Source organism: Asanoa hainanensis (assembly GCF_900188485.1).
GTDB classification, from domain to species: domain Bacteria; phylum Actinomycetota; class Actinomycetes; order Mycobacteriales; family Micromonosporaceae; genus Asanoa; species Asanoa hainanensis.
Map to the genome: position 1 here is coordinate 312270 of NZ_FZPH01000005.1, position 20191 is coordinate 332460.

Here is a 20191-nt window from a genome sequence, read left to right on the forward strand (position 1 = left end):
CTATGACAGGGGCAATCATGGCCATCCGGGCGGTGCTCGCCGACGACGACGTGCTGCTCCGGGAAGGGCTCGCCGGCCTGCTGGAGCGGGCGGGCATCGAGGTGGCCGGCACGGCCGGCGACGGGCCCGGTGCCGTCGACCTGGTGGCCGAGACCGAGCCGGACATCGCCATCCTCGACGTCCGCATGCCGCCCGACCGCACGGCCGGGCTGACCGCGGCCGAGACGATCCGCGCCCGGCACCCAGGCACCGGCGTGCTGGTGCTGTCGGCGCACGTCGCCGTCGAGCACGCCCTCCAGCTGCTCAGCGCCGAGGGTGGCGTCGGCTATCTCCTCAAGAACCGGGTGACCGACGTGGCGAGCTTCGTCGAGGCGGTGCAGCGGGTGGCCGCCGGCGGCTCGGTGGTCGACCCCGACCTGGTCCGCGAGCTGGTCAACACCCGCCGCCGGGTCGACCCGCTGGCGCCGCTGAGCCCCCGCGAGCGCGAGGTGCTCGCGCTGATGGCCGAGGGCCGGTCCAACGCCGGCATCGCGCAGCGGCTCTGGCTGGCCGAGGGCACCGTGGAGAAGCACGTGCGCAGCATCCTGACCAAGCTGGAGCTGCCCGAGACCGAGGCCGACCACCGGCGGGTGCTGGCCGTGGTCCGCTACCTAAACGCGTAGCGCCGCCTCGATCGCCGCCACCGACAGGTCCGACTTCGGGACGAACCCGACCGCCGCCGAGCCCGCCAGCAGGTCGGCCAGGTCGTCGGCGCCGCGGGTGGAGATGAGCAGGATCCGGCCGCCGAGACGAGCGGCGGCCAGCGCGTCGGCAACTGAAGCCCCGTTCTCGGCACCGAGCTGCACGTCGACCAGCGAGACGTCGACCGGGAGGGCTCCGGCGACCGCGAGAGCCTCCGCGCCCGTCGCCGCCGTCGCGACCACGGCGCCCTCCCGCTCCAGCAGCCGCCGGGCGGACCGGACGAAGCGCTCGCTGTCGTCCACGATGAGCAGGTTCACCCCACCACCATGACCCCACCAGGCGGCCGCCGGCATCCCTGCTAGCCGGCAATCCTCAGACGTGCGGGCCGTTCGTGGAGGTCCACCGGGAGACCACCGCGACGTGGCGGCGCTCGTCGAGCTGAGCCGGTGCGCCGGCCGCGTCCCAACGCCACACCAGGACCGGGCGATCCGGGACAGCGGCGGGCGCCGGCGAGACCGGGATCGGCATCGGGGGCCGGCGGCGGGCGCCCGGCAGCAGCACCGGACGGCGCCGGGCGGCCAGGTCCTCGACCCAGCCGAACGCCGCCACCGCGACCGCCACCAGCAGCACGACGAAGACCAGCCGGACCGCCACCCGGTCGGCCTGCAGGCCCTCGTACCCCAGCGGCGAAGCGACCGCGGCGACCAGGATGACCACCGGCATGTGCCAGAGGTAGATGGTCAGCGCGCGCGAGTTGAGCAGTGTCACCAGCCGGTCGAACCAGGCCCAGCGGGTGATCCAGTCGGCCGTCGACGGCAGGAAGCCGAGCGCCACCAGGATCACGCCCGCCGACCAGAGCGCGTTGCCGAGCGGGATGTCGTTGAGGTCGTACCCCCGGAAGCCGGGGTGGGTCAGGATCCAGACCAGGCCCACGCCGCAGAACACCGCCGCGGCCACCGACAGGGTCCGGCTCGACCAGCGGCGCAGCAGGCCGTCGTGGTGTGCGAAACCGAGCAGCCACGCGCCGAGGTAGAGGCCGAAGTCGCGGAGCACCGGCGGGCCCGACAGCAGGCCGAGCTCGAAGACGACCAGCAGCAGGTACGGCGCGATCAGCATCGGCACCGGCCAGCGGCGGAACAGCCACAGCGCGAGCGGGGAGACGAGCACGAACCACAGGTAGTCGCGCAGGTACCAGATCGTGCTCAGGGCCAGCGCGCCCCAGTGGTTGGCCGGCGGGTCGGCCAGCGGCACCACCCACAGCAGCAGCTTCCAGTGCGCGTCCAGGCCGGTCAGCCACATCGCGGGCACGAAGATCGCGGACACCACCCACAGCGACGGCAGCAGGCGGCGCAGGCGACGGCCGACCGCGCGTACGCCCGCGCGGTCCAGCGACGACGCCATCAGCGAACCACCGAGGGCGAACATCAACGACATCGCGGGTACGAACGAGAGCAGGGTCCAGCCGGAGGTGTGGTAGACGACGACCCGCGCGATGGCCACCGCGCGCAGCAGGTCTATGTAACGGTTCCGCATCGGGTCAAGCCGTACCCCAACGACTTTCACGATCAAACCTCAGGCACCGGTGAGCAATCCCACATCACCAGAGCGGCTTGCCGAGCGGGACCGCGCAGAACACTCCGCCGAGGTGGGCGTGCGCGGCCACGTCGCTGGGTGCGGCCAGGTGAGCGACGGTCGCGGAGTCGTCCGTGGGCGCGTAACCGACCTCGGCGTCGAGCTCCAGCCAGCCGGTGGAGTTGTTACTCACGCCCCAGACCACCCGGAAGCCGGTGACGGGGGTGTCGACCAGGGCGCGCATCAGGCGTACGCAGTCGTCGGGCGACAGCCAGATCGGCACGTCCACCTCCGACCAGGGTGTCTCCTGGAACGCGCCGATCCGGACGGCGAAGACGGTCAGGCCGTACCGGTCGCTGTAGAGGCTGCCCAGCGACTCCATGGCCGCCTTGGTCCAGCCGTAGTAGGTGTCCGGCCGAGGCGCCGAGGAGGCCGGCAGCGGGGTCGTGCTCGGCGGCTGGAAGCCCGAAGCGTGGATCGAGGACGCCAACACCACCTTGGGTACGCCGGCCAGCCGCGCCGCCTCCAGCACGGTGCGCGTGCCGTCGAGGTTGACCCGGACCAGGTCTTCCCAGATCGCCTCCGCGGGAATGCCGGCCAGGTGGATCACCACGTCGACCCCGGCGCACGCCTCGACCAGCGCGTCCAGGTCGCCGATCACCCCGCGGATCGCCTCGACGCCGGGCGCCGGCTGGTGCGGAGCGACGTCGAACGAGCGCACCGCGTAGTCGCCGGCCAGCCGGGTCGTCAACAACCCGCCGATGCGGCCGGCGCCTCCCGTGACCAGCACCCGCCGCATCAGACCTCCCAGCTCAGAACCCCAGCTTGCGTAGCTGCTTGGGGTCGCGCTGCCATTCCTTGGCGACGCGGACGTGCAGGTCGAGGTAGACCCGGCGACCCAGGAGTGCCTCGATCTCCAGGCGCGAGCGCGTGCCGATCTCTTTGAGCCGGCTCGCCTGCGCCCCGATCACGATAGCTTTCTGGCTCTGGCGCTCGACGTAGACGTCGGCGTAGATCTTGGTCACGGAGCCTTCGTCGAACATCTCCTCGACCACGACGGCGATCGAGTGGGGCAGCTCGTCCCGCACGCCTTCGAGGGCCGCCTCGCGGACCAGCTCGGCGATCAGGATCGCCTCCGGCTCGTCGGTGATCATGTCGTCGGGGTAGAGCTGCGGCGACTTGGGCAGGAAGCCGGTCATCACGTCGACCAGCGTGTCGATCTGGTCGCCGGTGGTGGCGCTGACCGGCACCACCGCCGCGAAGTCGGCCAGCTCGCCGACCGCCACGAGCTGCTTGGCCAGGGTGGCCTTGTCGACCAGGTCGGTCTTGGTGACCACGGCCAGCACGGTGGCCTTCAGCTCGGCCAGCTCGCCGGTGATGAACCGGTCGCCCCGGCCGACCTCCTCGTTGGCCGGGATGCACAGGCCGATCACGTCGACCTCGCTCCAGGTCGACCGGACCAGGTCGTTGAGCCGCTCGCCGAGCAGGGTCCGCGGCCGGTGCAGGCCCGGGGTGTCGACCAGGACGAGCTGCGAGTCGGGGCGGTGCAGGACGGCCCGGATCACGTGCCGGGTGGTCTGCGGCTTGCTCGACGTGATCGCGATTTTCTGGCCGACGATCGCGTTGGTCAGCGTGGACTTGCCGGCGTTGGGCCGGCCGACGAAGCACCCGAAACCGGCCCGGTACGCCGTGCTCATGCACCCACCGTGCCCAGCACGGTGCCGTCCGGCGCGGCCAGGTGGATCGGCGCGTCGGCGGACAGGTCGCGGACCACCGCGTGGCCGGCGCCGTCGAGCGTGCTGGCCTCGGTGACGACCGCGGCCGCCTCGAGCTTGGTCGCGCCGGCGGCGGTCGCCGAGGCGACCGCCAGCTGGAGTGCGGTCATGGTCAGCGACGGCAGGGCGACGGTCGCGGCCGCGTACGTGCGGCCGTCCTGGTCGCGCACCGCGGCGCCCTCCACCGCACCGGCCCGGGCCCGGGCACCACGCGCCAGCGTGACCAGCTTGGTGTCCTCGGCGTCGAGGTGGGCGGGTGGCCCGAGGTCGGGCGACTCAAACATCCGCGTGTTGCCTCTCGTCACTGTCGTCGTTGGCTCCGTCCGGGTCCTGGTGGGCCCGCCGGACCAGTACGGTATCGATCCGGTTGCGGCGGCCGACCACGCCCTCGGCCACCATGTGCAGGCCGTCGACGGTCGCCTCGGCGCCCGGGATCGGCACCCGGCCGAGCGCCTGGGCGAGCAGGCCACCGACCGTCTCCACCTCGTCGGTGGGCAGGTCGACGTCGAACAGCTCGCTGAGGTCCTCGACCGGCACGCGGGCGGCGACGCGGACCGCGCCGTCGTCGAGGTGCTCTATCGGGGGACGCTCGTTGTCGTACTCGTCGGTGATCTCACCGACGATCTCTTCCAGGATGTCCTCGATGGTGACCAGGCCGGCGGTGCCGCCGTACTCGTCGACCACCACCACGAGGTGGGTACGCGCCGCCTGCATCTCGGAGAGCAGGTCGTCGACCGGCTTGGACTCGGGCACGAAGGTCGCGTCGCGCATCACGTCGGCGACCGGCACCTCCTGCTCGTCCTCGCCGTCCAGCCGCCGGATCGTGTCCTTGAGATAGAGGATGCCGAGCACGTCGTCAACGTTCTCACCGATCACCGGGATGCGCGAGAAGCCGGAGCGCAGGAACAGCGCCAGCGCCTGGCCGAGCGTCTTGGTGCCCTCTATCCAGACCATGTCCGTGCGCGGGACCATCACCTCGCGGGCGATGGTGTCGCCGAGCGCGAACACCGAGTGGATCATCTGGCGCTCGCCGCTCTCCACGACGCCGCGCTGCTCGGCCAGGTCGACCAGCTCGCGCAGCTCGACCTGGGTGGCGAACGGGCCTTCCCGGAAGCCGCGCCCCGGCGTCACCGCGTTGCCGATCAGGATCAGCAGCGAGGCGAGCGGGTTGAGCGCCCGGCCGAGCCAGCGCACCAGGGGCGCGGTGGCCCGACCGACGGCGTACGCGTTCTGCCGTCCGATGGTGCGTGGCGCGACGCCGACCACGACGAAGCTGACCACGGTCATCGCGCTGGCGGTGACCAGCGCGGCTCGCCAGCCCGCACCCCAGGTGTCGACCGCGACCAGCGCGGCCAGGGTGGTGGCGGTGAGCTCGCAGAGCAGCCGCAGGAGCAGCAGCAGGTTGATGTGGCGCACCGCGTCGGAAGCGACGATCTGGAGGGTGCGCGCACCGCGGACACCCTCCCGAGCGAGCTCGCCGGCCCGGGCCGGGGAGACGGCGCCGAGCGCGGCGTCCGTCATCGCGAAGAACCCGCCGAGGACGACCAGGCCCGCGGCGACCAGGAGCAGTTGGAGGTCGGGAAGCCCTGGTTGGATCGCGGCGGCGGTCGCGGCTAGGTGGATCACCGTGCCCGCGCCGCCCGCCAGCCCGTCAGGAGCCGCGACTGCAGCTCGAACATCTCCCGCTCCTCGTCGGGCTCCGCGTGGTCGTAACCCAGCAGGTGGAGGACCCCGTGCACGGTGAGCAGGTGCAGCTCGTCGGCGGCCGAGTGGCCGGCGGTGACCGCCTGCTTGGCCGCCACCTCCGGGCAGAGCACGATGTCGCCGAGCAACGCCGGCTCCGTGCCGCTGACCTCGCCCGGCCCGTGGTCGACGCTGCCCTCGTCCATGGGGAAGGCGAGCACGTCGGTGGGACCGTCGCCGCCCATCCACCGGTGGTTGAGCTCGGTCATGTAGTCGACGTCGACGAGCAGCACGGACAGCTCGGCGAGCGGGTTGACACCCATCTCGTCGAGGGCGTGGCGGGCTACGGCGAGCACCGCGTCGGTGTCGACGGCGACACCGGACTCGTTGGCGATCTCGATGGACAACACTGCCTCTTTCGGAAAGCTGACTATCGGCGCCGGCCGGCTCGGCCGCCGGACGCCTGTGCGGCACCCCGGCCGGGGACCGCGTGCACACCCTGGGCCTGGCGGCTCTCGCGCTCTTCGTCCCACTTGCCGTAGGCGTCGACGATCTCGCCGACGAGCCGGTGGCGCACCACGTCGCTGCTGCTCAGCGTCGCGAAGTGGATGTCGTCGAGCCCGTCGAGGATCTCCCGCACGAGGCGCAGCCCGCTGGTCGAGCCGCCGGGCAGGTCGACCTGGGTGATGTCACCGGTGACGACGACCTTGGAGCCGAACCCGAGCCGGGTGAGGAACATCTTCATCTGCTCGGGCGTCGTGTTCTGGGCCTCGTCGAGGATGATGAACGCGTCGTTGAGCGTGCGGCCGCGCATGTAGGCCAGCGGCGCGACCTCGATCGTGCCCGCCGCCATCAGCTTCGGGATCGAGTCGGGGTCGAGCATGTCGTGCAGCGCGTCGTAGAGCGGGCGCAGGTAGGGGTCGATCTTCTCGTAGAGCGTGCCGGGCAGGAAGCCCAGCCGCTCGCCGGCCTCGACCGCCGGGCGGGTCAGGATGATCCGGTTGACCTGCTTGGCCTGCAGCGCCTGGACCGCCTTGGCCATGGCCAGGTAGGTCTTGCCGGTGCCGGCGGGGCCGATGCCGAAGACGATGGTGTTCTCGTCGATCGAGTCGACGTAGCGCTTCTGGCCCAGCGTCTTCGGGCGGATGGTGCGCCCACGCCGGGACAGGATGTTGAGCGTGAGGACGTCGGCGGGGCGCTCTGCGGTGCCCTGCTCGAGCATGCCGACCGTGCGGCGGACGGCGTCGGTGGTCAGCGTCTCGCCCTTCTGGATCAGCTCCAGAAGCTCGGTGAACAGGCGCTCGGCCTGGGCGTTCTCCGCCGGGGCACCGGTGATGGTGATCTCGTTGCCACGCACGTGGACGTCGCTGGCGACCGAGCGCTCGACGAGCCGCAGGATCTCGTCACCTGCGCCGACGAGGTTGACCATGATCTTGGGGTCAGGGACCGTGATCTTGGTCTGCACCCGGGTCTGGCCGGGGGGTGGAGTGCCGGTCATAAGTCGGACCCGCGGGTCCTGCGCCACCTGCTCTCATCTCGCGCGGTCGTTAGGCGTCAATCGTATCGGTTCAACCCTGTGCCCACCGCGCGCATTTCTTCGCGTCACAGCGGGCCGAAGCTCACACGGTGAACGACTGCCCCTCGAAGGTCTGCTGGTCCCGGGTGAACCGGTAGGTGGCCCAGTGCATCCGGACCACCCGCCCGTCGGCGTCGCGGGTCAACCGGAGCAACTCCCCGACCTCACGACCGGACACGGTACGGAGAATGTCTGGATTGTCGGATGACGGCCGGAACGTCGCCGACGGGCGGCCGGCCGGGTCCCCGGCACCGCGCGCCCGCAGCGCACCGTCGTGCCAGCTGAAGACGTGCTCGAAGCCCTCGCCCCACCACCGGCCGAGCACCGACCGGTAGCGCTCCGGCGCCGGCTCGCCCGGGGTCCACGGCTCGATCTCCGCCGGGTCGCCGTCAGCGGCGGCCGTCAGCAGCTGGTGCGGCAGCTCCACGGTCTCCAGCGCCGTGCCGGACGCGCCGAGCACCGCGGCGCCGAAGCCGGCCGGGCCCGGCTGGCCGGTCAGCGCCCGGGGCCGCCCGTAGACGCCGGCCAGGAAGCCGGGCATCGCGCCGTCGTGCCCGACGTGCACCACCCGGTCGCCGCGCGGCACCAGGATCAGCCCGAGCCCGAAGCCGACCGCCCAGAGCCCCTGGTCGGTGGTGGTCACCGGCCAGCTCATCTCGTCGATCGTCGCGGGCCGCAGCACCGCGCCCGCCGGGTCGACGGCGGCCGGGTCGGCCAGGAACGCCGCCCACCTGGCCATGTCGGCGGCGGTGCTCCAGAGCTGCGCGGCCGGGCCGACCGCGCCGAAGTCGACCGGCGGCTCGGGCCGGGCCGCGTCGGAGTAGGCGTCGACCAAATATCCGGTGGTCGCGGTGACCGGCTGGGCGACCGAGGTGCCGGCCAGGCCCAGCGGCCCGAGGATCTCGTCCGCGAGGACCTCGCCCCAGGTGCCGCCCCGCAACCGGGCCACCGTCAGGCCCAGCAGCGCCACGCCCAGGTTCGAGTAGTGGTAGCGGCGGGCCGGCGGCAGCACCCGCTCGACCCGCTCCAGGTCGGCGACGAGCCGCTCGGCGTCCGGCGCGACCAGGGTGTCCCAGACGTCGCCGTGCGGCTCGCGCTGGATGCCGCTGGTGTGCGAGAGCAGCCGGCGGATGGTCAGGTCGCCGTGCGCGGGCACGTCGAGGTGCCGGCCGATGGGGTCGTCGAGGTCGAGCAGGCCGTCGTCGCGGGCCCGCATGACCAGCACCGCGGTGAACGTCTTGGTGACCGAGCCGATCCGGAACGCGGCCTCGGGCTCCGCGCCGACCGCGAGGCTCCACAGCGGACGGTCGGCGCGGTGCACGGCGGCGGACAGCGCCGGGATGCGGCCCTTGACCTGGGCCTGGCGGACCAGCCGGTCGAGCGCCTTCACTTGCAGACCATCGGACCGAGCGGCTCCCCGCCCAGCACGTGCGCGTGGACGTGGTCGACCTCCTGGCCGCCGTACACGCCGGTGTTGAAGATCGTCCGGAAGCCGTCGGCGAGCAGGCCCTCGGTCTCGGCCACGATCGCGGCCGTCTCCATCAGCTGGCCGGTCAGCTCGGGGTCGGCCTGCGCCAGGGCGGCGATGTCGACGAAATGCTCTTTGGTCACGACCAGCACGTGCACCGCCGCCTTCGGGGCGATGTCGCGGAAGGCCAGGGTGGTGTCCGTCTCGCGGACCACGGTCGCGGGGATGTCACCGGCCACGATGCGGCAGAAGAGGCAGTCAGTCACGAGGGCGATCGTAGGGCGCGAGGGATAGGGCATGATGTCCGGCGTGGTGGACACGACGCATCGGGCCGCGATAGAGAGCGCTCTCGCGACCCTCGACCTGGAGACCAAAGTCCGACTTCTCACCGGTCAGGACTATTGGCGGCTGCCGGCCGTCCCCGAGATCGGTTTGGCCAACCTCACGATGTCGGACGGCCCGATCGGCGTCCGCGGCGTGCGCTGGTCCCCCGATCGCCCGTCGATCGCGCTGCCGAGCCCGACCGCGCTCGCCGCGACCTGGGACCCGTCGCTGTCGCGGCTGGCCGGCCGGGTGCTCGGCCAGGAGTGCCGCGCGCGGGGCATCCACATCCTGCTCGCGCCGACCGTCAACCTGCACCGCAGCCCGCTGGCCGGCCGGCACTTCGAGTGCTATTCCGAGGACCCGCTGCTGACCGCCGAGATCGGCCTCGGGTACGTGGCCGGGCTCCAGGAGCAGGGCGTCGGCGCGCAGGTCAAGCACTACGTCGCCAACGACTCCGAGACCGAGCGTTTCACCGTCGACGTGCGGGTGTCGGAGCGCGCGCTGCGCGAGCTCTACCTCGTGCCGTTCGAGCGGATCGTCGCGGCGGGCGTGTGGAGCCTGATGGCCGCCTACAACGGCGTCAACGGCTCGCCGATGACCGAGCAGGAAGACCTGGTCAACGGGCTGCTCAAGGGCGAGTGGGGGTTCGACGGCGCGGTCGTGTCCGACTGGACGGCCGCCCGCACCACGGTGCCGTCCGCGAGCGGCGGCCTCGACGTGGTGATGCCCGCGTTCGCCTCGCCGTGGGGCGACAAGCTGCTCGCCGCGGTCCGCGCCGGCGACGTGGCCGAGGAGCTGATCGACGACAAGGTACGCCGGATCCTGCTGCTCGCCGGCCGCGTCGGCGCCTGGGACCGGGTCCCGCCCGCCGTGCCCGCGTCCGAGGTGACCACCGGCCTCGACCTCGACGCCGCGGCCCGGGAGATCGCCACCCGCTCGTTCGTGCTGGCCCGCAACGAGGCCCTGCTCCCCTTGGACGCCGGCGCGCTGCGCCGGGTCGCCGTGCTCGGTGCGCTCGCCGACGACGCGCGGATCCAAGGCGGCGGCTCGGCCCGGGTGCTCCCGCGGCACATCGTCTCCCCGCTCGCGGGGCTGACCGCCGCGCTGCCGGGCACCGAGGTGGTCTACGCCGTCGGCGCCGACCCGCGCCCGGAGCTCGCCGCCGCCACCGGTCTGGAGTGGACGCCGATCGCCACCACGCTGCGCGACGCGGCCGGCACCGCGCTCTACGAGGCGTCGATCGACGCCGCGGACGTGCGCTGGATGGGCGAGCTGCCCGACGGCGTCGACCCGGCCGCGGCCGCCACCGTCGAGATCGCGGCGACCTTCACGCCCTCGGTCACCGGCACGCACCAGCTGGCCGCCAACGGCTTCGGCGACCTGGTGTTCCAGGTCGGCGGGGAGACGCTGCTCGACGAGCCCGTCTACTGGGCCGGCGACGACCCGCTGACGACGGCGTTCCTCACGCCGGTAGAGCGGCGCTTCCCGATCGAGGCGGTGGCCGGCAAGCCGGTCGAGGTCGTACTCACGCACAAGATCTACCCGGGCCGGCACGGGTTCGTGACGCTGACCCTCGGGCACGGCCGCCCGGTCGCCGACGACGAGACGCTGCTGGCCGAGGCGGCCCGCGTCGCGGCGGAGGCCGACGTGGCGGTCGTGGTGGTCGGCACCACCGAGGAGGTCGAGTCCGAGGGCTTCGACCGCACCACGCTGGCGCTGCCGGGGCGCCAGGACGAGCTCGTCGCCCGGGTCGCGGCGGCCAACCCGCGCACGGTGGTCGTGGTCAACGCCGGCTCGCCGGTGCTGATGCCCTGGGTCGACGACGTGGCCGCGGTGCTGCTCACCTGGTTCCCGGGGCAGGAGGCCGGCGGCGCGCTGGCCGACGTGCTGCTCGGGGTGGCCGAGCCGGGCGGCCGGCTGCCGACCACCTGGCCGCGGGCGATGGAAGACCTGCCGGTGCTGTCGACCACGCCGACCGACGGCACGCTGACCTACGCCGAGGACGTGCTGATCGGCTACCGCGGCTGGACCGCCGCTCCCCTGTTCCCGTTCGGCCACGGCTTGGGCTACACCACGTGGTCCTGGGAGTCGCTGACCGTCGAGGACGACACCGCGGTGGTCACCGTCCGCAACACGGGTGCGCGGGCCGGACGCGAGGTCGTCCAGGTGTACGTGGGCCCGACCGGCTCTTCCGACGGCGACCTGGTGCGACCGACCCGTTGGCTGGCCGGCTTCGCCGGGGTGACCGCCGAGCCGGGCGAGGCCGTGACCGTGCGGATCCCGTTGCCGGAGCGCGCGTTCCAGGTCTGGGCGGACGGTGGTTGGCAGACCGTCGCGGGTTCGTACCGGGTCGAGGCGGCGGCGTCGGTGACCGATCTCAAGCTCACCGCCACGGTCGATCTGTGAGCTAAGGACGATCTTGCCCTGGTCGGCAAATGGCGCACGTTCGACGTTCGCCCGAACGGGGAGGGCGGACTTGCTGAAGACCGGGTGATGTGGTCTCGTATATGGGACGGCCGGCGCCTTCCCCCGTGGGTGCCGGCCGTCAACTCGTATCTATGAGCCCCAGCGCCCTAGTCGCGCGCTCAGCACCGACAACGCGGCCACACCGGCCGTCGAGGTGCGCAGCACGGTGGGGCCGAGCCGCACCGGCGTCGCGCCCGCTTCCTCGAACGCGGCGAGCTCTTCCGGCGCGATGCCACCCTCGGGTCCGACCACCAGGAGCACGTCGCCGCGCTCCGGCAACGCGGCCGTCGCCAGCGCGGTGGTGGCCTCCTCGTGCAGCACGAACGCGGCCGCGGCGGCGGCGAGCCGGGTCGCGACATTTCGGGTCGACTCGTCGGGGTCGCCGGCGATCGTCGGGCACCAGGCGCGCCGGGACTGCTTGGCCGCCTCGCGGGCGGTCGCCACCCAGCGGTCGCGGGCCTTGTCGCCGCGCTCCGCCCGCCAGCGGCTCACCGAGCGGGTCGCGGCCCAGGGCACGATCTCGTCGACGCCGACCTCGGTCATCGCCTGCACGGCGAGCTCGCCCCGGTCGCCCTTCGCGATGCCCTGCACGACGACGAGCCGGGGGTCGGGCGCCGGCTCGTACGCCCGGGATCGGATCTCGAGGGTGAGCGCGTTCTTGCCTGCGGATAGGACCACCGCTTCCGCCGTGGCGCCCCGGCCGTCGGCGAGGAGCAGCTCCTCGCCGGGCCCGATCCGCTGCACGGCCGCCGCGTGCCGCCCCTCGGGGCCGTCCAGCAGGAACTCGTCGCCGACCGGGAGCGCGTCGACCAGGAAGAGTGCGCGGCTCAAGCCCTAGTGCCCGTTGAACGCGTCGCGTACCCGGGAGAAGAAGCCGCCCTGCTTGGTCAGCTCCGCCACCTCTTCGCCCCGGGACCGGGAGAACTCGCGCAGCACGCGCTCCTGGTCGGCGGTCAGCTTGGCCGGGGTGCGCACGTCGAGGTGCACGTAGAGGTCGCCCCGCCCGGTGCCGCGCAGGTGCGGCACACCGCGGGCGCGCAGCCGCAGCGTCGAGTTGGGCTGGGTGCCCGGCTTGACGTCGACCGTCTCCTCGCTGTCGAGCGTCTTGATGGTCAGCCGGGTGCCGAGCGCCGCCGCCGTCATCGGCACGGTCACCCGGCAGTGCAGGTCGTCACCCTTGCGGGAGTAGACGTCGTGCGGCCGCTCGTGGATCTCCACGTAGAGGTCGCCGGCCGTGCCACCACCGGGGCCGACCTCACCCTGCTGGGCCAGCCGGATCCGCATGCCGTCTTCGACGCCGGCCGGGATCTTCACGGTCAGCGAGCGGCGGGTGCGCACGCGGCCGTCACCGGCGCAGGTCGGGCACGGGTGCGGGATGACCGTGCCGTAGCCCTGGCAGACCGTGCACGGGCGCGACGAGACGACCTGGCCGAGGAACGTGCGCTGGACCGACTGCACCTCGCCCCGGCCGCCACAGGTCTCGCAGGTGGCCAGGTGGGTGCCGGTCGCGGTGCCGGCGCCGGCACAGGTGGTGCAGAGCACCGCGGTGTCGACCGTGATCGGCGCCTCGACGCCGAACGCGGTCTCCAGCAGGTCGAGCTCGAGCCGCAGGATCGCGTCGGCGCCGGGCCGGGTGCGCGGGCGCGGGCCACGCGCGCCGCCGCCGGCCGCGCCGAAGAACGCGTCCATGATGTCCTGGAACCCGACGAACGGGCCCGCTCCCCCGGCGCCGCCCGGCCCGCCGCCGCCCGGCGCGAGCGGGTCGCCACCCAGGTCGACCATCTGCCGCTTCTGGTCGTCGGAGAGCACCTCGTACGCGGCGTTGATCTCCTTGAACTTCTCGGCCGCCGCGGGATCGGGGTTGACGTCCGGATGGAACTGACGCGCCAGCTTGCGGTAGGCGCGCTTGATCTCGTCGTCGCTGGCGTCTCGGGCGACGCCGAGAATCCCGTAGTAATCCCTGGCCACTGTGTTCTGAGTCCTCATGTCGTCTCGCTTGTGCCGGCCGCCGGTGATCAGGTGGGGGTGGTGTCAGTTCTGGGCCAGCATCTCGCCTACGTAGCGTGCCACGGCGCGCACGGTCGCGATGGTGCCGGGGTAGTCCATCCGGGTGGGTCCGAGCACACCCAGACCACCGACAATGGTGACGCCGGGGCCGTAACCCGCGCTCACGATCGACGTGGCGCGCAGGTTGTCGATCTCGTTCTCGTCACCGATCCGGACCCGGGTGATCGGCTCCACCTCGCCGATCAGCTTGAGCAGGATGACCTCTTCCTCCAGCGCCTCGAGGATCGGGCGCAGCGAACCCTGGAAGTCGAGCAAACCACCGCGGGTCAGGTTGGCCGTCCCGGCCAGCGCCACCCGCTCCTCGTGCCGCTCGACCAGCGTCTCCAGCAGCACCGACGAGAGCGCGACCGTGGCCGCGCGCAGCTCGACGGGAGCCTCGTCGATCAGCGCCTGCACCAGCGGGGGCGTGTCGGAGAGCTTGCTGCCGCACAGCTTCTCGTTGCTCAGCCGGCGCAGGGTGGTGACCTGCGTCTCGTCGAGCGGCGCCGGCAGCTCGACCTGGCGCTGCTCGACCCGCCCGGTGTTGGCGATCATCACCACCATCAGGCGGGTGGTGGAGATCGGCACCAGCTCCAGGTGACGGACCGTCGACCGGGCCAGGCTCGGATATTGCACGACCGCGACCTGCCGGGTGATCTGGGCCAGCAGGCGCACTGTGCGGTGCACCACATCGTCGAGGTCGACCGCGCCGACCAGGAAACGCTCGATCGCCCGGCGCTCGGCCGGGCTCAGCGGCTTGACCGTCGACAGGCGGTCGACGAACAGCCGGTAGCCCCGGTCGGTCGGCACCCGGCCGGCGCTGGTGTGCGGCTGCCGGATGTAGCCCTCTTCTTCGAGCACCGACATGTCGTTGCGCACGGTGGCGGGGGAAACGCCCAGCTGGTGGCGCTCGACGAGGGACTTGCTGCCGACCGGCTCCTGGGTGGCGACGTAGTCCTCGACGATCGCCCGCAGCACATCGAGCTTGCGGTCATCGAGAGCCATGCGTCACCCCCTTGCGCCCTTTGGCACTCGACTGTAGCGAGTGCCAGTCTACGACGCACCCGTCCACCTGGCGATGATCGGTGTTTGCCGCGGCCAAGCTGTCCAGAACAAGTCAGAACTCCCATCTGGCGCGGGTTGATCGATACCCCTACGGTGCAGGGCATGACTGAGCCACCCCGGCCGCCCGGCGAGGGCTACCCGGACCCCAACTCGACACCGCCCCCCACCTCGGGTGGCGGCGCCTACCCGCCCGCCGGTGGTTACCCGCCGCCGGGCGGCTACCCGCCTCCGGGCGGTGGCTACCCGCCGCAGGGTGGTGGCTACCCGCCCCAGCAGGGTGGCTACCCGCCGCAGGGCGGTGGCTACCCGCCCCAGCAGGGCGGCTACTACGGTGGCGCGGCCCCCGCGGGCTTCGCCAACAACGAAGAGAAGACCTGGGCGATGGTCGCGCACCTCGGCGGCGCGGCCCTCGCGTTCTTCAGCACCGCCACCCTCGGCTGGGTCGCCCCGCTGGTCGCTCTGCTGGCCAAGGGCAACCAGTCGCCGGCGGTCCGCGCCCACGCCGTCGCCGCGCTGAACTTCCAGATCACCTGGTCGATCGTGTCGATCATCGGCTGGGCGACGGCCTGCCTCGTGATCGGCTTCGTCATCTGGCCGATCGCCACGTTGATCGCCATCATCTTCGGCATCATCGCGGGCGTGAAGTCCAACGAGGGGCAGCTCTACAAGTACCCGCTCACCATCAACATGATCAAGTAGTTCCGCCGTCCGCGGCCTGCTCGCCTAGCCGAGCAGGTCGCGGACCACGGCGTCGGCGAGCAGCCGCCCCCGCAGGGTCAGCACCGCGACGCCGCCGTCGAGCTCCAGCAGGCCGTCGGCCCGGGCCCGCTCCGCGGCCTGGCGGCCGGCCGGGTCGAGCACGTCCAGCGGCAGCCCGGAGGCCAGCCGCAACCGCAGCATGACGTCCTCCGTGTGCTGGTCCTCGCCGGTCAGCACCTCCCGGCCCGCTCCGGGCGAGTGGCCCTCGGCCAGGCGCTGGGCGTACGCGGCCGGATGTTTGACGTTCCACCACCGCACGCCGCCGACGTGGCTGTGCGCGCCCGGGCCCACGCCCCACCAGTCGCCGCCGGTCCAGTAGAGCAGGTTGTGCCGGCAGCGCCCGGCCGCCGTGGTGGCCCAGTTCGACACCTCGTACCAGCCGAAGCGCGCCGCGCTCAGGGCCGCCTCCGCGGCCAGGTAGCGGTCGGCGGCCACGTCGTCGGACGGCTGCGGCAGCTCGCCGCGACGGATCCGGGTGGCCAGCCGGGTGCCGTCCTCGACGATCAGGGCGTACGCGCTGACGTGATCGACGCCGGCGTCGATCGCGGTGGCCAGCGAGGCGGCGAAGTCGTCGGCGGTCTCCCCCGGCGTCCCGTAGATCAGGTCCAGGTTGACGTGGTCGAAGCCGGCCGCGCGCGCCTCCATGGCGGCCTGGGCCGCCCGCCCCGGCGAGTGCCGGCGGTCGAGGACGCGCAACACGCCCGGCGCGACCGACTGCATGCCCAGCGAGATCCGGGTGTAGCCGGCGGACCGCAGCCCGCGCAGGCTCTCCGGCGTGACCGACTCCGGGTTGGCCTCGGTGGTCACCTCGGCGCCGGGCGCGAGCCCCCAGGTCTTGTCGATCGCCTCCAGGATGCGGGCCAGGTCGTCGGTGGGCAGCAGGGTCGGCGTGCCGCCGCCGACGAAGACCGTGTCGACCGCGGGCGCGGTGCCCAGCGTCCGCGCCGCGAGCTCGAGCTCCGCCAGCACGGTGTCGGCGTAGCCGTCGGTGCGCCAGCCCGGCAGGTCGCCCGGCGCGTACGTGTTGAAGTCGCAGTAGCCACACCGCGAGGTGCAGAACGGGACGTGCACGTAGACGCCGAAGCCGCGCGAGCCGACCGCACGCAGGGCGGAGTCGGGCAGGGCGCCGTCGGACGGCACGGCTTCGCCGTCGGGAAGTGGACCGGGCATTCCACTAGTGTGCGCCCCATGACTCTCGTCCGGGTCGACACCGACCGTGGGGTTACCACCCTCACCCTCGACAGCCCGCACAACCGCAACGCGCTCTCGACGCCGCTGATGACCGAGCTGCTGGACGCCCTGGCCGCCGCCGTCGCCGATCCGGCGGTGCGGGTGGTGGTGCTGTCACACACCGGGCCGGTGTTCTGCTCGGGTGCCGACCTCAAGGAGACCGCGGCGGCGTACGCGTCCGGACAGGTCCCGGTCGGCATGCTCGGAGACGTCCTGGCCGCCGTGGTCGAGTGCCCGAAGCCGGTCGTCGCCCGGATCGGCGGCCCCGCCCGGGCCGGCGGGCTCGGCCTGGTCGCCGCGGCCGACATCGCGATCTGCGCGACCGAGGCGACGTTCGCCTTCACCGAGGTGCGGCTAGGAGTGATCCCGGCGGTGATCTCGTCGACCGTGCTGCGCCGGCTGTCCCCGCGAGCGGCGCAGGAGCTCTACCTGACCGGCGAGCTGTTCGACGGCACCCGGGCGGCCGCGATCGGCCTGGTGACCGCGTCCGTGGGCGGGACCGAGCTCGACGCGACCGTTCGCTCGTACTGCGCCGCCCTGGTGCGCGGCGCGCCCGGTGCCCTGGCGGGGACGAAAGAGCTGCTGGCACGCGCTCCCCTGGCCTCCGTGCGGGACGACGCCGCGGAGCTCGGCGCCCGCTCGGTCGGCTATTTCCTCTCCTCCGAGGGCCGCGAAGGCGTCGCTGCCTTCCGGGAGAAGCGCGACCCCGCTTGGATCCCGTCTTAACGCCAGATCGCCGCGATGTCGTTTCCCGGTTTCGCGCTCTCGTCGTAACCTTTGCCACAACAGGAGCGCGGAGGTGTCGGTGCGAGGTCGGGGCGTCGTTGTCGGGATCGTCGCGCTGTTCCTGGTCGCGGCGTTCGGCGTCTGGCTGAGCAAGCAGGACTTCAAGGCGCCCGCCATCACGCTGCCGGCCCCGTCCCGCGACTGCACGGTGCGCGCCGGTGACGACAGCCCGCCCGTCACCCTCGACGCCGCCCAGATGGCCAACGCGGCCACGATCACGGCGGTGGGCGTACGCCGGAAGATCCCCGAACGCGGCGTCGTCGTGGCCCTCGCCACGGCCCTGCAGGAGTCGAAGCTGGAGAACCTGCCCGGCGGTGACCGCGACTCGCTCGGCCTGTTCCAGCAACGGCCGAGCCAGGGCTGGGGCAAACCGGAGCAGATTCGCGACCCGCGCTACGCGGCGGGCAAGTTCTACTCGGGCCTCAAGAAGGTCCGCGGCTGGCAGGACATGCGGGTCACCGACGCGGCCCAGGCGGTGCAACGCTCGGCGTACCCGGAGGCCTACGAGAAGTGGTCAGACGAGGCCGGCGTGCTGGCCGCGGCGCTGCTCGGCCGGGCGACCGGCGCGGTCGCCTGCACGGTCCCCGGCGAGCCGCTGATGCGGGGCGTGCTGGCCGCGACGTCGCTGACCAAGGTGCTCAACCTGGACTGGGGCACGGTCGAGACGGTGCCGGAGGGCGCCGGGTTCGCGGTGGCCGCCGCCGACGTGACCGCGGGCTGGCGCTACGCGCACTGGCTGGTCTCGCACGCCACCGACCACGGCGTGAAGACGGTCCGCTTCGCCGGCCTGGAATGGTCCGCCGACGGAGGCCGCTGGTCCAAGGTCGACGGCGCCGGCTCGACCCAGGTCCAGGCCGAGGTCTTCGCGGACGCCTGATCGGCCGGTTACGGTTCGCCGTGGCGAGTGGCGTCTTCAAGCACCGCGTCACCCAGGCGCCGCAAATCGGCGAGATCCACCTCTAGACGCTCACGCTCCAAACGGATCGCTCTTATCCGCGACTCCACGGCAAGCGCGGCGCCCTTCAAGTGGTGAAACTCCGCGTCGGCGTAGGCCAACCTGTCACGGCTGACGGCCATCAGTTGTCGTGCCGCTTCCGCTTTGGCGAGCGCGTCCTCGACCGCGGTCTCCGCAACCTCGCGCGTCATCGCCGCGGAGTCGGCCGCGCGCGACGCGGCTTCGGCTTCGGCTTCGCGAAGGTTAATTTCGAGGTCGGCCGAAAGCCGGGTCAGCTGGCCTTCCAACTGCTGCCTCCGCGCCGTTATCCGGTGCAGATCTTCGCGGCGGCGTTTCACAGGCTCCATCAGTTGCGCACCGGTTATGTCGAAGACCATCGCTAGGACGACCGCCTCGTTGAGCCCAATCGGCCGCAAGCCATTCTCAACCTTCGCGACGGTTGTCTGATGCCAACGGAACCCGTACTCCACGGACAAGTGCGCGGCCAGCTCCTGCTGTGACCAGCCACGTTCGTTGCGCTTGATTCTGACCTGCTGGGCCAGCATCGCCTCCGGCAAAGGCCGGTCGGCACCATCGGACACAACAGCAATATACCGATTGAGAATCCCGCACCAAAGTAAACGCGAGGGCTACTTCACTTTGGAGTGACTAACCGTCATTGGGTTGCGATCTTCCCATCGTTCCATGGAAGGGTCGCGGTCGTCGGTGCCATGTCCGCCCGATCTGAGCTAACGGCCCTCAGCAAGGCGGTGCACCCGTGGCCTTCTCGTCCTGGATTGACGAGTCGATGCGCTACCGACGTGACGGCGCCGCGATCTACTTCCTAGCGGCGGCGATCATCGCCGACACTGACGTAAATTCCATTCGCGAAGACGTTCGGATGTTGGCGGGCACGCGACGCCCACGGGTGCATTGGCGCGACGCCGACGATTCCGAACGACGCAAGCTCGTCCATTCCGTCGGCTCGCTCGATGCCATCCACGTTGTCGTAGTCGGAACTCGACTCGAGCGGATCCGACAGGAACGCGGACGCAGGCATTGCCTGCGCCGCCTCCTATGGGAGATCGACAGCCTCGGCGTGACTCGAACCATGATCGAGTCAAGGACGGCGGCGCAAGATCGAGCAGATCTCGCAGCGGTGGCCGCGTGGCGCTCCCGGGGCGAGCTTCCGGCGACGCTAAGGGTCGACTTCGGGCGCGCGTACGGCCCGAACGGCGAACCCTTGTTGTGGTTGCCAGACATCATGGCCGGCGCCGTCAGCGCCGCGCGAGGCGACAAGAACCCGCAGTTTCTGGCCCCGTTGCGGCGCGTGGTAACCGAGCACGTCATCGAGCTGGCCTAACCGACGAGACCTAAAACGCGCCGAGCCGAGGCCCCGGTCTGCCCCGGGAATCCTCGGCTCCACTTCCGACCCGTCCGCAGACGAGCCAGCACAACTAACTCCCGCGATAGTACCCGATTGGTACACCTGCGCGTAAGCGTCCGGGCACTCGTCGCGTACACCCGGGTAGCCGCAACTCTCACGACGTGCGAACTGAGTCCAATCTCACTTTCCGTACGATCTTGCGCCCTTTTTGCTGGCATTTAGGGTGACCTATCATCGCCCGTCGTGATGGCGCCCCTCCGGATCGTGCGGATCCTCCGAACGCAGCGGATTCTCAGCCGGAAGAAGTGTTTTCGGGATGACAAGTGGCTCTAGCATCGCCGGATGTGCGCGAAATCCCCTCGGATTTTGCGTTATCCGGGGCCGAGCATGGCCCGAACGACGGTCGAGTGACGGCCCAGGCGACGTCACGAGGAGGAAT

Annotated in this window: 21 protein-coding genes; 6 read left to right on the forward strand and 15 right to left on the reverse strand. The window is 71.9% G+C overall.

The genetic code is table 11. From position 1 onward, the window contains the following. Positions 1–23: 23 nt before the first annotated feature. Entirely contained in the window at positions 24–662 is a 639-nt protein-coding gene (locus CHC05_RS15435; RefSeq protein ID WP_218824567.1) for a response regulator transcription factor, read from the forward strand. Here CHC05_RS15435 and CHC05_RS15440 read toward each other — a convergent pair. From CHC05_RS15440 to CHC05_RS15485, 10 genes are all read right to left on the reverse strand, one after another. Next, positions 651–998, reverse strand: coding sequence for a response regulator (locus tag CHC05_RS15440; RefSeq protein ID WP_245870866.1), 348 nt, complete (start codon positions 996–998; stop codon positions 651–653). The genes CHC05_RS15435 and CHC05_RS15440 overlap by 12 nt on opposite strands. A 55-nt stretch (positions 999–1053) precedes the next feature. Continuing rightward, positions 1054–2214 (reverse strand): acyltransferase family protein, encoded by a 1161-nt coding sequence (locus tag CHC05_RS15445; protein ID WP_089249237.1) that lies wholly within the window; start codon positions 2212–2214, stop codon positions 1054–1056. Between the two features lie 64 nt (positions 2215–2278). Continuing rightward, positions 2279–3052, reverse strand: coding sequence for an NAD-dependent epimerase/dehydratase family protein (locus CHC05_RS15450; protein ID WP_089249239.1), 774 nt, complete (start codon positions 3050–3052; stop codon positions 2279–2281). A 13-nt stretch (positions 3053–3065) separates the two neighbouring features. Then, the gene (gene era, locus CHC05_RS15455; protein ID WP_089249241.1) at positions 3066–3950 is read right to left on the reverse strand and encodes a GTPase Era; all 885 of its coding nucleotides are present in this window, start codon (positions 3948–3950) and stop codon (positions 3066–3068) included. Further along, entirely contained in the window at positions 3947–4312 is a 366-nt protein-coding gene (locus CHC05_RS15460; protein ID WP_089249243.1) for a cytidine deaminase, read from the reverse strand. Before CHC05_RS15460 ends, era begins: the two co-directional genes overlap by 4 nt. Further along, complete coding sequence (locus tag CHC05_RS15465; RefSeq protein WP_089249245.1) at positions 4305–5654, reverse strand: hemolysin family protein; 1350 nt, start codon at positions 5652–5654, stop codon at positions 4305–4307. Before CHC05_RS15465 ends, CHC05_RS15460 begins: the two co-directional genes overlap by 8 nt. Next, on the reverse strand, positions 5651–6118 hold the full coding sequence (gene ybeY, locus CHC05_RS15470) for an rRNA maturation RNase YbeY (RefSeq protein WP_089249554.1): 468 nt from the start codon (positions 6116–6118) through the stop codon (positions 5651–5653). The genes CHC05_RS15465 and ybeY overlap by 4 nt, the downstream gene beginning before the upstream one ends. 23 nt (positions 6119–6141) lie before the next feature. Then, the gene (locus CHC05_RS15475; protein ID WP_089249247.1) at positions 6142–7209 is read right to left on the reverse strand and encodes a PhoH family protein; all 1068 of its coding nucleotides are present in this window, start codon (positions 7207–7209) and stop codon (positions 6142–6144) included. A 121-nt stretch (positions 7210–7330) separates the two neighbouring features. Beyond that, positions 7331–8677, reverse strand: coding sequence for a serine hydrolase domain-containing protein (locus tag CHC05_RS15480; RefSeq protein ID WP_089249249.1), 1347 nt, complete (start codon positions 8675–8677; stop codon positions 7331–7333). Further along, positions 8674–9021, reverse strand: coding sequence for a histidine triad nucleotide-binding protein (locus CHC05_RS15485; RefSeq protein ID WP_425426762.1), 348 nt, complete (start codon positions 9019–9021; stop codon positions 8674–8676). Before CHC05_RS15485 ends, CHC05_RS15480 begins: the two co-directional genes overlap by 4 nt. A gap of 31 nt (positions 9022–9052) precedes the next feature. On the opposite strand from CHC05_RS15485, the gene CHC05_RS15490 reads away from it, so the two are divergent. Further along, a complete protein-coding gene (locus tag CHC05_RS15490; protein WP_245870868.1) occupies positions 9053–11485 on the forward strand; it encodes a beta-glucosidase family protein in 2433 nt (810 codons plus the stop codon). Positions 11486–11635: 150 nt separating this feature from the next. Here the strand turns inward: CHC05_RS15490 and CHC05_RS15495 are convergent, their stop codons facing one another. The 3 genes from CHC05_RS15495 to hrcA form a co-directional block, all read right to left on the reverse strand. Beyond that, the gene (locus tag CHC05_RS15495; RefSeq protein ID WP_089249252.1) at positions 11636–12376 is read right to left on the reverse strand and encodes a 16S rRNA (uracil(1498)-N(3))-methyltransferase; all 741 of its coding nucleotides are present in this window, start codon (positions 12374–12376) and stop codon (positions 11636–11638) included. A gap of 3 nt (positions 12377–12379) precedes the next feature. Beyond that, complete coding sequence (gene dnaJ, locus CHC05_RS15500; protein ID WP_179266213.1) at positions 12380–13513, reverse strand: molecular chaperone DnaJ; 1134 nt, start codon at positions 13511–13513, stop codon at positions 12380–12382. A 63-nt stretch (positions 13514–13576) separates the two neighbouring features. Next, positions 13577–14596: a heat-inducible transcriptional repressor HrcA gene (gene hrcA / locus CHC05_RS15505; protein WP_089249256.1), complete on the reverse strand. Its 1020-nt coding sequence runs from the start codon at positions 14594–14596 to the stop codon at positions 13577–13579. A 162-nt stretch (positions 14597–14758) separates the two neighbouring features. Here hrcA and CHC05_RS15510 point away from each other — a divergent pair, with 162 nt between their 5' ends. Next, the gene (locus tag CHC05_RS15510) at positions 14759–15355 is read left to right on the forward strand and encodes a DUF4870 domain-containing protein (protein WP_089249258.1); all 597 of its coding nucleotides are present in this window, start codon (positions 14759–14761) and stop codon (positions 15353–15355) included. A gap of 24 nt (positions 15356–15379) precedes the next feature. Here CHC05_RS15510 and hemW read toward each other — a convergent pair whose 3' ends face one another. Further along, on the reverse strand, positions 15380–16585 hold the full coding sequence (hemW, locus tag CHC05_RS15515; RefSeq protein ID WP_089249260.1) for a radical SAM family heme chaperone HemW: 1206 nt from the start codon (positions 16583–16585) through the stop codon (positions 15380–15382). An 18-nt stretch (positions 16586–16603) separates the two neighbouring features. Here hemW and CHC05_RS15520 point away from each other — a divergent pair, with 18 nt between their 5' ends. Together CHC05_RS15520 and CHC05_RS15525 are read left to right on the forward strand one after the other, a co-directional pair. After that, positions 16604–17371 carry an enoyl-CoA hydratase family protein gene (locus CHC05_RS15520; protein WP_089249262.1) on the forward strand — a complete coding sequence of 256 codons (768 nt, stop codon included), beginning with the start codon at positions 16604–16606 and terminating at the stop codon, positions 17369–17371. Positions 17372–17444: 73 nt separating this feature from the next. Continuing rightward, complete coding sequence (locus CHC05_RS15525; RefSeq protein WP_425426763.1) at positions 17445–18308, forward strand: hypothetical protein; 864 nt, start codon at positions 17445–17447, stop codon at positions 18306–18308. 8 nt (positions 18309–18316) lie between these two features. On the opposite strand, the gene CHC05_RS15530 is transcribed toward CHC05_RS15525, so the two are convergent. After that, entirely contained in the window at positions 18317–18967 is a 651-nt protein-coding gene (locus CHC05_RS15530) for a helix-turn-helix domain-containing protein (protein ID WP_144022606.1), read from the reverse strand. Between the two features lie 176 nt (positions 18968–19143). Between CHC05_RS15530 and CHC05_RS15535 the strand changes: the two genes are divergently transcribed. Further along, positions 19144–19728, forward strand: a complete 585-nt coding sequence (locus tag CHC05_RS15535) for a hypothetical protein (protein WP_089249266.1) — start codon at positions 19144–19146, stop codon at positions 19726–19728. Positions 19729–20191: the final 463 nt, after the last annotated feature.

Excerpts from the sequence above, each read along its gene's own strand:
- CHC05_RS15445 (WP_089249237.1), bottom strand. The coding sequence starts at position 2,214 with ATGCGGAACCGTTACATAGACCTGCTGCGCGCGGTGGCCATCGCGCGG.
- CHC05_RS15520 (WP_089249262.1), top strand. The coding sequence starts at position 16,604 with ATGACTCTCGTCCGGGTCGACACCGACCGTGGGGTTACCACCCTCACC.
- CHC05_RS15510 (WP_089249258.1), top strand. The coding sequence starts at position 14,759 with ATGACTGAGCCACCCCGGCCGCCCGGCGAGGGCTACCCGGACCCCAAC.
- hrcA (WP_089249256.1), bottom strand. The coding sequence starts at position 14,596 with ATGGCTCTCGATGACCGCAAGCTCGATGTGCTGCGGGCGATCGTCGAG.
- CHC05_RS15450 (WP_089249239.1), bottom strand. The coding sequence starts at position 3,052 with ATGCGGCGGGTGCTGGTCACGGGAGGCGCCGGCCGCATCGGCGGGTTG.
- era (WP_089249241.1), bottom strand. The coding sequence starts at position 3,950 with ATGAGCACGGCGTACCGGGCCGGTTTCGGGTGCTTCGTCGGCCGGCCC.
- CHC05_RS15475 (WP_089249247.1), bottom strand. The coding sequence starts at position 7,209 with ATGACCGGCACTCCACCCCCCGGCCAGACCCGGGTGCAGACCAAGATC.
- CHC05_RS15490 (WP_245870868.1), top strand. The coding sequence starts at position 9,053 with ATGATGTCCGGCGTGGTGGACACGACGCATCGGGCCGCGATAGAGAGC.
- CHC05_RS15460 (WP_089249243.1), bottom strand. The coding sequence starts at position 4,312 with ATGTTTGAGTCGCCCGACCTCGGGCCACCCGCCCACCTCGACGCCGAG.
- hemW (WP_089249260.1), bottom strand. The coding sequence starts at position 16,585 with ATGCCCGGTCCACTTCCCGACGGCGAAGCCGTGCCGTCCGACGGCGCC.